Source organism: Tunturiibacter gelidiferens (assembly GCF_051013345.1).
GTDB classification, from domain to species: Bacteria; Acidobacteriota; Terriglobia; order Terriglobales; family Acidobacteriaceae; genus Edaphobacter; species Edaphobacter gelidiferens_A.
This window is the reverse complement of the sequence record NZ_CP132939.1, coordinates 203,183-215,823: the sequence shown is the minus strand read 5'-3', so window position 1 is coordinate 215,823 and position 12,641 is coordinate 203,183. Positions and strand designations below refer to the sequence as shown.

Below are 12,641 nucleotides of genomic sequence, written 5' to 3'. Positions count from 1 at the left end.
ATGCAGAGGCATCAGCTACGCAAGGGACTCATAAAAGGGATCGCGCTCTTATGTCTTGTGAATACTGCTTTTGGATTAGACCCTACCCGGAGAATCTCACAATACGTACGTGACAAGTGGGGCGAGGATAAAGGATTTATTGGAGGAAGGATTTACGCCATTCGCCAATCGGCCGATGGTTATTTGTGGATTGGAACCGAAAGAGGTCTGGTTCGATTCGACGGGTCCAATTTCATTCTGATTCAGCGACCTCTTCCAGATTCGCCTCCGATTAGTCCCGTGCGCGGCTTCGTTACCGATGCCAGTGGGAATCTCTGGATTCGTCTCGAAGGTCCCCGCATGCTTCTTTATCATGACGGGAAATTTGAGGATCCATACACCCGATTCGATCTTCAGGACATCACCTTTACAGCGACCGCTTCCGACGAAAAGGGTCGCGTCATTCTCTCCGGACTCGGGGACCGGACATTCCGATATGAGGGAGGACGCCTGGAGACAATAGTCAGTGCAGAGCAAAATCCCGGTATTGTCATCTCACTGGCTGCGACGCGAGACCAGAGTATTTGGCTCGGCACACAAGATAACGGTCTCTTTCGTCTGAGCCAGAGACACATTTCCTCAGTTGCCCAGGAGCTCAAGGGTTCGAAGATCAATGCCCTTCTGCCCGCAGACACAGGCGGCTTATGGATTGGAACCGACAACGGCATTCATTTGTGGGAGGGCGGCATACTGGCCACCCTTAACTTGACTTCTTCGCTGAAGCAACTACAAATTCTGGCGATGGCCAGAGATCGTGACCTAAACATCTGGGTTGGAACAAACCATGGCATCGTGCGCATTACTCCATCCGGCGCTGTTTCGCTCGACCTGCTCAACCCAAAGCCTGGGTTCGAAGTAACAGCAATCTATGAAGATCTCGACGGAGATATTTGGTTTGGCGGTTCGCGAGGAGTCGAGCGACTGCGAAATGGAATGCTTACAACCTATTCGACTTCTGACGGTCTTCCGTCAACCGGCATTGGCTCAGTCTACCCCGACTCCACGGGCCGGATCTGGTTTGCGCCGCTCTCGGGTGGCCTCTACTGGATGAAGGGAGGGCAAGTCGGTCGTATAACAGTCGATGGACTGGAACACGATGTTGTGTATTCCATTAGCGGTGGTGACGGTGAAGTCTGCGTCGGCCGGCAACACGGCGGTCTCACAGTGCTGACCGGAAAGGGCGATTCATTTACGGCCCACACCTATACACAGGCGGATGGCCTGGCGCAGAACAGCGTTTATTCCGTGCACCGTGAACGCGATGGGACGATCTGGGCTGGGACTGTGAGCGCTGGTGTAAGCAGATTGAATGGCGGGAAATTCACCAATTATTCGGACTCCAGTGGACTCCCCTCAAATACTGTCAATTCCATCGTCGAAGGCTTCGATGGGACAACATGGTTGGCTACCCCCAACGGCTTAGCTTCGTTCGCAAATCGGCACTGGACGATTTACACAGCTAACGACGGCCTACCATCGTCAATAGTAAGAACAATCTTTGAAGACACAAAGCATGTGGTGTGGGTCGTAACTCCCGGCGGTCTGGCGTACATATCCTCCGGAAAGATCAAAGTTCTAGCGAGGCTGCCTGAGGCATTACGGGAGCAGATCTTCGGAGTTGCGGAAGACGGGATGGGTTCCCTCTGGTTCACCACCTCAGATCACGTACTTCGCGTCAATAGGGACGGACTTTTGAGCGGATTGCTCTCTGATACCGATGTTCAAAGCTATGGAATCGACGACGGCCTCCAGGGGGTGGAAGGCGTGAGTCGCGACCGCACCGTAGTTGTTGATCCTGAAGGACGCATCTGGATCTCACTTAAGTCGGGTTTGTCCATGGCCGATCCGATCGTCATCTCCAGAAATTCGATTCCAGTCGCAGTGCGAATCGAATCTATGTCCGCCGGCGGAAATCAGGTTAAGGTGCAGAACCCCATCAAGATTCCCTCTGGAATTCAGAGCATTACCTTGAATTACGACAATTCGAACTTGGCTGCGCGAGAACGCATCCGTTTTCGCTATAAGCTCGATGGTTCCGATCAAGGTTGGAGCGATATCGTTGCGTCAAGGCAGGTTGTCTATAAAAACCTGGGCCCTGGCACATATCTCTTCCGCATTGTTGCCTCCAACAGTGTTGGTCTTTGGAATGGTCCGGAGACTTCTGTCCCTTTCGTGATCGAACCTGCGTTCTGGCAAACGTGGTGGTTTCGAGTGGCTTGTCTTGCGGGGTGTTGTCTGACGATCCTCGCCATTTATCGCTTGCGCATTCATCAATTGACGGAACGATTGAATGTTGGTTTCCAGGAGCGGCTCGCCGAACGTACGCGGATTGCGCAGGAATTGCATGACACGCTGCTGCAAGGTGTTCTGAGCGCCTCTCTCCAGCTTGATGTAGCTGAAGACCAACTTCCAGAGGATTCTCCCGCCAAACCTCTCTTGAAACGGGTTCTGCAATTGATGGGTACAGTCACTGAAGAAGGTAGAAATGTGCTCCGTGGGCTCCGCACAACGGAATCGGGCAACCAAAGCCTTGAGACTGCCTTCTCGCGACTGCGACAGGAATTACCCCTCGACGGCAAAACGGACTACCGCGTTATCGTTGACAGTGTTACGCGTCCTTTGCGGCCGCTGATCCGCGATGAAGTCTACCGCATTGGCCGCGAGGCTCTATTGAATGCATTTATGCATGCGCATGCGAACCGTATCGAAGTCGAAGTAGAATATGCGAGCAGACATCTTAGAGTATTGGTGCGCGACGATGGCCGTGGAATCGATTCACAGGTGCTGCATTCAGGTCTTGAGGGGCACTGGGGACTCGTCGGCATCCGAGAGCGCTCGAAAAGAATCGGCGCTACTCTGAGACTTCGGAGCCGTATTGGCGCAGGAACTGAAGTTGACCTGACCGTTCCTGGCTCGATCGCATTCGAAAAAGGTCCGAATGACCCTATATCGCGGTGGTTCCGTTGGCTCAGCCGAGAGAGGCTCCAGACGCCGAAGCATGACAAAGGGAAGCGAGTACATAAATGAGCGCTCCCGCCAGGATTCGAGTCTTCTGCGTTGACGACCATCCTCTCATGAGGGAAGGCATTGCGACCGTCATCAGAAACGAACCCGACATGCAATTGGTTGCAGAGGCATCAACTGGACACGATGCTATCCGGGGATTTCGTGAACATCGGCCGGACGTGACACTTATGGATGTCCGGATGCCGGATATGGGGGGCATCGATGCATTGCTCGCCATTCGCACAGAGTTCGCGAATGCCCGTGTGATCATGCTTACGACGTTTGAAGGAGACGCCGAGATTCAGCGCGCTCTGGAGGCGGGAGCGCAAGGCTACATGCTCAAAAGCATGCCCCGAAAACAGCTCGTAGATATGATCCGCAAGGTGCATGCGGGGCATAAACACATCCCTATCGAGGTCGCCGTTCAGCTCATGGAGCATCTTGGGGCTGAAACGTTGAGCAAGCGAGAAGTTGAGGTCCTTCAGAAGGTCGCCGGAGGAAATCGAAACAGCGACATCGCAGCGCTCCTTTTCATCTCTGAGGAAACAGTAAAGGGACATATTAAGCACATCATGGAGAAACTCGGTGCCAGCGATCGCACCGAGGCCGTCGCTATCGGCATTAGACGCGGAATCATACATCTCTAGCTCCACCCATACTCCAGAAAGAAAGTACGAAGAGTCTGCGAGTAGCCCCAGAAAAGCACTCGATCTGGGGGTCCAATTCGCGGCGAAAGAAGCTAGTCTCTTGCTGGCACGTTTTGTGCCCCGAGGAGGCATCCGCTGCAAAGACTCTTTTCCAGCTTCCCGGAGGGTTGGCCAGGCATCGGCCTCATCTTTCTGCGGCTTACGGTTGCAGTCAATGCAATCATTTGCGGAATTGACGCGCTCGATGGACCCAACAGTCACTCGATTAGCGTTTGGGCAGTTGGATCGCTTGCAATCGCTGTTGGATCGGCGATTTCTGTCGGCTTTCTTACACCTGCCGCAAACGCCGCGGCAACAGTTGGTTATCTCATGACGGGCGTTTCGTCGTTTTTGATGACTAAAGCGAACAACCACCACATCAGTGCGTTAGCTGCCTTCAATCTGGCTGCGATATCCGCCGCGCTTGTCTTGCTTGGCCCGGGCGCCTTTTCACTTGATGCGCGGCTCTTCGGTCGTCGCGAAATCATTATTCCTGAGGGCCGCGTTCACCTCGTCGATGATTCCCAGGAAGATTCCGCACTTCATTGAGATTGAACGCAATAGTTGTGCACACGTTCGGGGTATCAAATCCTCCCTCAATAGTGGTGTCGGATGCGCACCAATCACTAGCGTTGAAAATACCTTCCTTCGCGGGATGCAATCATCCGAGTCTTCCTTCATAGTCACTTCATCAGGATCGAGCACGGAAGACGGATCAGAGAGTTACGAATCACTAATTCTCTGAATCGGGGAAGCTTCAATGGGAGGTTCGGTTTTTGCGATGTTCCATTTTGATTATCTTTCTTGTTTCCTCACCATCCTAGCGACAATCCTGCTCGCGCGAAAATCCTGGATCGGACTCCTTGTCGCAATAGCCAATAGCTTGATCGTCTGTGTAATTGGATTGCGAACGTCACAGCTTGGCTTTATTCCCTCGAACCTGTTTTGCATCGGCGTATACGCGTTCAGCATGCCATCGTGGCTCAAGGAACAAATACACACAAATCGAAATCAGGCGCTACGACAGGATAGTGGTTCGGTCGCGGACAGCCCTCTGATAAGCCCTGCTATGCAGCATCGTACCGCTGCTGGTACAAGGCGCTTCCCAAATGATCTCGGCAAATCTATCGCAATAAAGACAACGGGAGACGGGTTTACTTATCTCGACCCCACGCAGTTTCATGATTACTTTGCAGCCGATCTGCCTATTGAGCCGGCGGCCTTCCTAGCCTCGAACGGTGGCATGCCGTACGAGCCGGGAGCCACACAATGGGAGTCGCAGGCGCCAGTCCTTCGATCTATGTCTCCAGATCATAGGGGAGAACTGTGAGAACACACCATAGGAAAACAAAGAGTTCAGACCGCGGCAATATCCTCACGTTGATAAGGGTGTTGGTCTGGATGAGAGCCTCATCAGCAGTGACGGTTCTTGGCCTTTGAAACGCGCTGCAGAATTACAAAAGCTAGGAGTGATAACCATGGCAACTTCATTCGCATCTGTATCATTTACCCCATCACCCAGAAGCGCATCATGGTGCTTCCTGCTGCTCGAGCACCTGGATGAATTCGCGACGCTGGCATGGTATCTCGTAGCAGATGGCAAGCTTGTCGAAGATACGCTCGCGCGCACGATAGCGAAGCTCGATATGACTGCATTTGAATCTTCCGCTCCAGCACTCGCTTACAGTCAGGCTCGAGACATTCTCATCACCCAGGCGATTGCTGTACTGTCGGATGCGCGCAGAGAGGAAAATGAGAACCGATTTTTTAGGCCGGAGTCCTTTGGCAGTTTGCCCGATCACCCCCGCCTGGCATTCATGCTGAGATTGATAATCCGTTCGTCTGAAGCAGAGGTTGCGAAGTTTCTCGGCGTATCACCATCTGAGGTGAAAGGACTTGTCAAGCATGCGATTGATCGTCTTAGCGTTGTTCCGCCTATCTCAGAATCGACAGGTTGTTATGACGCATAGGTATCCCTTAGTTTTGGAGATTCACCAGGAATAGAGTACAAAGACCTGCGAATTTTATGGTGGCCCAGCCACGGATAAGAATTGCATGAGCTTGTACTTTGTACCGATCTGCCTGTTGAACTGGCCGCCTTTATGGCGCGATCGCCGGTAGTCAACGCAGCTAACAATTTCAAAGCAGTCATGACTACGCCTGCGTGGACGAGCAAAACCGAGTTGGATGGTAGTAGCGACAAAAGGCGCCAGCCATTCGATCTATGTCTCCAGATCACCAGGGGGATCAGTGACAACACACCTTAGGAAACCAAAGATCTCAGGCCGCGGCAATATCCTCATGTTTGATAAGGGCGTTGGTCTGGATCTGCGAAACAAACCGCAGCGGCCTGCACCACGCCAACTGATAGAGGCAGAGAGGATGTCGGCAATCGGCAGGATGGCATGCTCGATATCCCACGATATGCGCCACTCGCTCACGGCGATCTATGCGAACGCCGAGTTCCTCGAGCGCCACGATATATGTGCGCGCGTGCGGGCTGATCTGCTGCTCGAAATTCAAGAAGCAGTGCTCGCGATGACGGAGCGTATTGAATCATTATTGCGATTCGGTAGTAGCGGACGGAAAAACCCGCTTGTCCGTGCGCGCGTTTCCTTGGTTGTTGAGAAAGCCGTTGCGGCAGTGAAGTTTCATCCAGACGGGCGGAACGTGTCCATCACAGCCGGCAAGTTCCCGCCGGCGGAAGCAGACATCGATGCGAGGAATCTTGAAAGTGCCATATATAACTTGCTGCTCAATGCCTGCCAGGCTGCGGCACGCTCAACTCACGTGCCTGAGGTAAAGGTCCACCTTGCGGAAGTCGATGAACGGATCTACGTCACAATCTTGGACAATGGTCCCGGCATACCTGCCTCTGTCCGGAGGACGTTGTTCGATCCGTTCGTGACCGCAGGAAAACCCAACGGAACAGGCCTTGGGCTCACCCTGGCTCGTCGAATAGCTGAAGAGCACGGTGGCAACGTTTGCCTCGAGGAATCGAATCGAGAGACAACGGTATTCACACTGAATCTGACGAAGAACAAATTGTCACAGTAGCTCCTACTCTCCGATGAGAAGATCGTCGGTTCCTTTCGGGGAGTAGAGCCTGGCCTCGACAAGCTCGACGGAATAGTTACGTCACCCTCAAACAGTGAACACGGGCACAAAGTAATCATGGTCGAACGGGCATTGTCAACTTAAGAGGTTGAGGGACATTCTGAGCTGGGAACGCTGCGGGTCTTGCGCTGGCTTAGGCCACGGTCACTTCCCGCCAGACCGCGAATGACCGCGATCGCAGGAGCCGGTGATTGCTAGACCTCAATAAGTGTCGGCCCACTCGGAACAGATTTCGGACGGCATCATGGAGGGAGAGAAAACGTTGTGCGTGCCTAGCAGATTTGAATCGGCGCATTTGCCGTTCCCGTTGGCGCGTCGGCTGATGGGAGGCTTCGACGCGATTGTTGGCGTACCGCTCCACCCTGTGAGTCACGTTGCGGAAGATGCTTCGCATGGCAGCGGAGTAGCTTCTCAATTTGTCGGTAATGATCTGCAGTGATTCCGAACCCTGGCCACGCAAGAGTTTTCGAAAGAATCGCTCTGCGGCGCGCTGATCACGATGCGGCTGGACCAGAATATCGATCACGTCGCCGTCCTGATCCACGGCGCGCCACAAATACCACTGTTGGCCGTTGATGCGAATGAAGACTTCATCCAAATGCCAGTGGTCGCCCAGCCGTCCCTCTCGTCGCTTCAATCGCCGAGCCTAGTCGAGACCGAACTTCTCACACCACTGCCGGATCGTTTCATAGGATACGATGATGCCGCGCTCGGCGAGAAGATCTTCGACATCCCGGAAACTCAGGCAGAAGCGGTGATAAGCCCACACCGCATAGCTGATGATCTGGGAAGGGAAACCATAGCCGGAGTAACGAAAGCAATCACTCTTCATGCCACCAGTGTTTCAGGTTTCGTGCGCAAGTTGACAATGCCAGGCAAAGGCGTAGTGTGGCAACGATTCGCGACAACCTGATCGAACTTGTCCAAAAGGATGCGGCAAGATCTCGACAGTTCGTTCACCAGGACAGTGAAAATGACGCCCTGCGATTATCAGATTCTGGAATACACAAACTCAGAACTCCGGACACACGGAGTGCCTTTTATCGTGACCTTGTGCTTTCATATGCAAAATTCATACGCTCTGACCGGGTACGTTTTGCGAAATTGGGAAGCTAAGATCGAAGTCACTTCGGAGGGCGAACTCAGTGATGTCGAAGTTTTTCTGGAAGATCTTCGGCATCACAGCCGTACCTCGCCGTCATCCGATAAGCGTTTCTTTGATCGTTTGAATGGCCTTAGCGTTGGACCGCTCCGCGCGTTTGTATCTGGCTCTTGCCTCGTACAAGAGTTGGATACGGTACTTCCGATGTTCTTCGATGGCCAGGTCGGACTGTCAGGGTGGCAAAGATCCTTTGATGTAGTCGGTGAGGACTGTTTCGATCTGGCAGGAAAGCTGGTCCCGGCATTTACGGCTCTGTTGCATTAACTAAGGCCGTGTATGGTGAGAGCTGAGTCGAGGAGTCCAGCAGATGTCCATCTTCAAGCGCCGCCGATTTCCGGTCGAGATCATCCTGGTATGCGTGCGGTGGGATTGCAAGTACGGCATCACGTATCGCGATCTCGCGGAGATGATGCAAGAGCGCGGAGTTGAGGTCGACGCCTCGACGATCTTCCGGTGGGTGCAGCGCTACGCGCCTTAGCTCGAAAAGCGCATCCGCTGGTATCAAGGCTACCGCTCGAGCTCCTGGCGAGTGGACGAAACCTATGTCAAGGTCGGTGGACAGTGGAAGTACTTGTTCCGCGCCGTCGACAAGCATGGCCGGTTGATCGACTTCATGCTGCTGGACCGCCGTAACACGTGCGCGGACAGCGCTTCTTGGGCAAGGCACTGAAGACGATGCGTAACTGGCCGCCGCACTCGATCACAACCGATAAGCTGGGCTCCTATGCTCGGCGACATGCACTAGTCGTGATCTGAGAAGGCTGACTGCATCTATCAATTAATTGAGGTGAGGGTGCTCTCTCACCTCACTTGAATTACTTAGCAGATTCAGATTTAGCCGCTGCCCGCGCCTTGGCAGCGTCAGACATCTTCTTTCTGGTTGCTGCGGATATCACTCTCTTCTTGGCCGGAGCTGCCGCTTTCACCGGAGAGGGTGCCTTCACCGGAGCTGTCGCCTTAACCGACGCAGCCTTCTTCGTGGTGTTGGACTTCTTCGCAGGCGAGGAAGTCTTTGCTGGTGTTACGGCAGAACGAACGTACTTTCGTTTCTGGGTTTTACCGGTTGTTCTTACAGGGGATCGACTTTCTCCAGCAGGGCTCTTTAAGAGAGACTCACGGATCTGCGTCAGACGGCTAATTTCTTTATTCAAAGCGGATATTTCTTTGTCCAATTCAGATACTGCTCCGGTTATGCTCATCCAACCTCCAATAGGGAAAGCGTAACACCGCAGCACACGAACTCACAGCGGAACCATGTTTTCATTGCACGCTAGAGGTTCGGAGTCGGCACCTGAAGGCGCCTGCCAAAGGGCGTTGAACTCTAGTTGAGTCATTGCAAAAGCCGTCGCAGAAGCTCACGTTGTTCTTCTCGGATATAGTCACTTGCCTCACTCATTGAAAACCAGCGGCCACGATCAACTTCAGGAATTTCGAGACAATGCCCGGAACGACGAGGCCACTCGATCTCACACGTATTGCTCGTCAATTTGTCCGGGTCGCAGTCACCTTCAAATACCCATACGTTCACGACCTTGCCGCTCTTCTGTTTGATTGAGCCTAAATGGACGAATTCGCCGGTGGCCTGGAAGCCTGTCTCCTCTTCGAATTCGCGTCGCGCTGCGACAAGCGTATTCTCGTTCTGCCCATATTCACCTTTTGGTATGGTCCACACACCCTTGTCTTTCCTGGCCTAGAGCGGTCCTCCCGGATGAACCAGAAAAACCTCCAACTGATCACTTAATGTGCGAAACATCAAAAGGCCTGCACTGCGCTTTGGCATCCGTGATCACTCCGAACCGAAAAAGACATATCTGCGAGTTTGGCTTTGACTTCGACCTCGGCTTTGGCACCGGCTTCTCTAACAGGCGTCGCACGCAATTCATTGGACGGCAGAATACGTATCTTGGGTATTTGTATTCCATTCACGTCGTCTTGGGGAATATCGAGTGTCCCTACTATCGTGGTACAGCTTGATGACCTTCAGTTCCGGATGCGTCACTGGCGGATCGTACATGTTTATCTCCAGATGAGGTGCATCTTCCAGTTGTGCCACTTCACCACGGAGAGGCGGTCGGCCACGTAAGCCGGGAAGCCCTCGCGGTTGGAGTTCTCCTGTTTCTAAGCGTAAGCGCATAGACGCATCCCCCCAGATTCATCATTTGAAGCGGTTTGTGTGGAGGAAGCCGTGCGGGAAGTCTCTGCGTCAACCCACACGCATGCGAGTGGCGTCTTTGCATCGCCTGTAGATACCCAGGCACAAGTCAGATGACGTGTCTTACCCAAAGTAAAAAGCTTGTCGTTCATCGTTCACCCTTTTGGTCCGCGCAAGCGCAACCGAGCCAGCGCTCGAGGCGCCGATCGGACGACTGCACGACTCATCGGTCTAGGGAGGGGCGAGTCGGGGTTGGAGGATCACTAGCTCACGCGCTCAATTCACAGATCGCATGCTGTGATGAGCGGGAGGAGTCGAGCTACTGAGGCTAGATGCGACTTCCGGAGCGCTCATCGCAACACAGGAAAGCTCTCCGTGTACTCGGAGATTCTTGTGCGGACTCTGGGCTCACAATTTGTGCTCCTTCTTCTGCGAGGATGAAAATTCTCGCCTTTCCTCTTTTAGGTACCTCAAGTAGGGAGTAGCTTACCGCCTGCCTTGAGGCCGCGTGCTTCGGGGCGGACGGCGATAGAGGGAACCTCAGCGACGTGGGCGCCGAGGGCGGCGCGGCCCAGGAACTAGCCCGTAGTGTGAAGCGGCGACGAGCTCCGCACGATAGGGTTGTAGGATGGCTGGTGAAAAAAAGCGCATTCGGAACCATCGTCTACAGGTCTATCTGACTCTTCACGGCGTAAAAAAGCTGTAACGAAATTGTGTCATGCACGCCAGCCAGAGCTGGCGATGTTCGTCAAACGTCCTGAATCATAGGTGAACAGTTCAGTCTCCATTAGTGACCGAGCCTTCTACTCTCTTCCTGCTTCATTGGTTTGCGCCACGCCGCTTGTTCGCCCGGAATGTTTCGCTGCTGGACTTGCTCAGCGAAGCCTTGTGACTGGAGGAACTCCGCCTCTGCATCAACCACAAGTACAAACAAACCATCTCTCAAATCAAATCCGTCAATTATTATTTCTTCTGCGTCAGCTGGAGTGATTAGTCCGAGTTCCTTGAGTTCCGACACCGAAGACCTCTGTACACAGTCCAAAGCCTCCTGCAAAAGGCCTCCCCATTCGATAATTGCGCCCGTATGGAATTTTGGGCGCGACACACCTGCGTAAGCGGGTTGCAAACTATGGTACTCGGTGCTACAGTTAACATGTGCGCTCCGCTGCTCCGAAGAAGTTGTCGGTATACAAAACCAAGCAGTTTGCTCGGTTTGCACGCAAGGCACGCATCAGTGATGCGGACCTTTGGGAAACTGCACGTCTGGTCAATGAGGGTGTAATCGATGCTGATCTGGGCGGTGGCGTGATCAAGCAACGTATCGCCCGGCCCGGTGAAGGGAAGTCGGGCGGGTCACGATCCATCCTCTATCGTCTCCAAGGGCGAGCCGTTTTCGTGTAAGGATTTGAGAAGAAGGATTTCGGCAATATCAAGGCGAATGAGTTTGGAAGCCTTCCGAGAGCTGGCGGACGTTGTGTTGGGCTATAGCGATACCGAGATGGCGAAGCGAGTGGCGGACGGAGCTCTTCTCGAGATACAGCCGCCGAAGGAGGATTGAGATGCCAAAGAAATATCGTAGCGACGTAATGGCGGCAATCCATGAAACCGCGACCGATCTGTACAAGGTTGACGGAATGGATCGGAAGACGATGCGCAAGTTCGATGTGCTGTGCCTCACTCCCATTCAGGAGATGACGCCGAAGAAGATTCGCGCCCTTCGCGCGCGCGAGAAAGCAAGCCAGACTGTCTTCGCGGCCTACCTGAACGTGACGCCGAGCCTGGTGAGCAAATGGGAGCGCGGCGAGAAGCATCCGCAGGGAACATCTCTCAAGCTACTCACCCTGGTTGAGAAGAAGGGCCTTGAGGTCATCGCCTAGCGGAGCTGGCGGCGGCGGCGGGTCTAAGCACGGGCTACTTTTCCCAGATGTTTCGTACAGCAACGGGACAGTCGCCCCTCAGTTTGTACTAGCCGCGCGAATCGAACGCGCTAAGGAATTGTTGAAAGGGTCTCAACGGGTAATCGACGTCGTTAGGGAGAAGTTCTGAGAAGAATGTTCTGGCAACACAAGACGACAAACGTTATGGCAACAAGGAGTGCATCGCCTCCCGACGATGGTTCTGAATGCGGGCAGCTAAATTTCCCTCACCAGAGGAGCGGCGCACGCGATCGGTACGTGTGCAGCGCGCTGCGAAAACTAACTGCAAGGTATTTGCATCAGTGCTTTGTCTATTTTTTGGAGACAGAGACTTCGAATAGCCCTTCTACCGGGCGGACCAGGAATAAATTGAGCAGCTTCGTGTTTTGTTCAATAGATGAGCAGATTGTGCTTCGGCACTGCGGCACCCATCTTGAGCATAAGCAGGAAGAGCATGATTCACTATATCGGTCCCGAAATAATTAATGCGCTTCTACGTCGCGAGATGACATCGTCATGCCCACCAGCGAGCTCACCCCACTCGCCGCACTCCGACATCACGG

General features: G+C 53.5%; 12 protein-coding genes and 2 pseudogenes. 10 read left to right on the top strand and 4 right to left on the bottom strand.

All coding sequences use genetic code 11. The features are described from left to right. The 5 genes from RBB80_RS01070 to RBB80_RS01050 all read left to right on the top strand — a co-directional run bounded on the left by RBB80_RS01070 (window position 1) and on the right by RBB80_RS01050 (window position 6,788). Window positions 1-3,066, top strand: a complete 3,066-nt coding sequence (locus tag RBB80_RS01070; RefSeq protein ID WP_433966517.1) for a two-component regulator propeller domain-containing protein — start codon at window positions 1-3, stop codon at window positions 3,064-3,066. After that, window positions 3,063-3,692 (top strand): response regulator transcription factor, encoded by a 630-nt coding sequence (locus RBB80_RS01065; RefSeq protein ID WP_433966516.1) that lies wholly within the window; start codon window positions 3,063-3,065, stop codon window positions 3,690-3,692. Before RBB80_RS01070 ends, RBB80_RS01065 begins: the two co-directional genes overlap by 4 nt. A gap of 369 nt (window positions 3,693-4,061) precedes the next feature. Further along, window positions 4,062-4,280, top strand: a complete 219-nt coding sequence (locus RBB80_RS01060) for a hypothetical protein (protein WP_433966515.1) — start codon at window positions 4,062-4,064, stop codon at window positions 4,278-4,280. Between the two features lie 929 nt (window positions 4,281-5,209). Next, window positions 5,210-5,701, top strand: coding sequence for a hypothetical protein (locus RBB80_RS01055; RefSeq protein ID WP_433966514.1), 492 nt, complete (start codon window positions 5,210-5,212; stop codon window positions 5,699-5,701). Between the two features lie 523 nt (window positions 5,702-6,224). Continuing rightward, window positions 6,225-6,788, top strand: a complete 564-nt coding sequence (locus tag RBB80_RS01050; RefSeq protein ID WP_433966513.1) for an ATP-binding protein — start codon at window positions 6,225-6,227, stop codon at window positions 6,786-6,788. A 193-nt stretch (window positions 6,789-6,981) separates the two neighbouring features. On the opposite strand, the pseudogene RBB80_RS01045 reads toward RBB80_RS01050, so the two are convergent. After that, window positions 6,982-7,680, bottom strand: a pseudogene (locus RBB80_RS01045) (IS6 family transposase). A 637-nt stretch (window positions 7,681-8,317) separates the two neighbouring features. Between RBB80_RS01045 and RBB80_RS01040 the strand changes: the two are divergent. After that, window positions 8,318-8,488, top strand: a complete 171-nt coding sequence (locus tag RBB80_RS01040) for a hypothetical protein (RefSeq protein ID WP_433966512.1) — start codon at window positions 8,318-8,320, stop codon at window positions 8,486-8,488. A 51-nt stretch (window positions 8,489-8,539) separates the two neighbouring features. After that, window positions 8,540-8,680: a DDE-type integrase/transposase/recombinase gene (locus tag RBB80_RS01035; RefSeq protein ID WP_433966511.1), complete on the top strand. Its 141-nt coding sequence runs from the start codon at window positions 8,540-8,542 to the stop codon at window positions 8,678-8,680. A gap of 145 nt (window positions 8,681-8,825) precedes the next feature. Here the strand turns inward: RBB80_RS01035 and RBB80_RS01030 are convergent, their stop codons facing one another. From RBB80_RS01030 to RBB80_RS01020, 3 genes and pseudogenes are all read right to left on the bottom strand, one after another. Continuing rightward, window positions 8,826-9,209, bottom strand: coding sequence for a hypothetical protein (locus RBB80_RS01030; protein WP_433966510.1), 384 nt, complete (start codon window positions 9,207-9,209; stop codon window positions 8,826-8,828). A gap of 131 nt (window positions 9,210-9,340) precedes the next feature. After that, window positions 9,341-9,685 (bottom strand): annotated as a pseudogene (locus RBB80_RS01025) (NUDIX domain-containing protein); the annotation flags it as partial. A gap of 1,264 nt (window positions 9,686-10,949) precedes the next feature. Then, window positions 10,950-11,180 carry a hypothetical protein gene (locus tag RBB80_RS01020; RefSeq protein WP_433966509.1) on the bottom strand — a complete coding sequence of 77 codons (231 nt, stop codon included), beginning with the start codon at window positions 11,178-11,180 and terminating at the stop codon, window positions 10,950-10,952. 137 nt (window positions 11,181-11,317) lie between these two features. Here RBB80_RS01020 and RBB80_RS01015 point away from each other — a divergent pair, with 137 nt between their 5' ends. The 3 genes from RBB80_RS01015 to RBB80_RS01005 all read left to right on the top strand — a co-directional run bounded on the left by RBB80_RS01015 (window position 11,318) and on the right by RBB80_RS01005 (window position 12,131). Next, window positions 11,318-11,563 (top strand): type II toxin-antitoxin system RelE/ParE family toxin, encoded by a 246-nt coding sequence (locus RBB80_RS01015; RefSeq protein ID WP_433966508.1) that lies wholly within the window; start codon window positions 11,318-11,320, stop codon window positions 11,561-11,563. A gap of 158 nt (window positions 11,564-11,721) precedes the next feature. After that, window positions 11,722-12,039 carry a helix-turn-helix domain-containing protein gene (locus RBB80_RS01010; protein WP_433966507.1) on the top strand — a complete coding sequence of 106 codons (318 nt, stop codon included), beginning with the start codon at window positions 11,722-11,724 and terminating at the stop codon, window positions 12,037-12,039. 5 nt (window positions 12,040-12,044) lie between these two features. Continuing rightward, entirely contained in the window at window positions 12,045-12,131 is an 87-nt protein-coding gene (locus RBB80_RS01005; RefSeq protein ID WP_433970041.1) for a hypothetical protein, read from the top strand. Window positions 12,132-12,641: the final 510 nt, after the last annotated feature.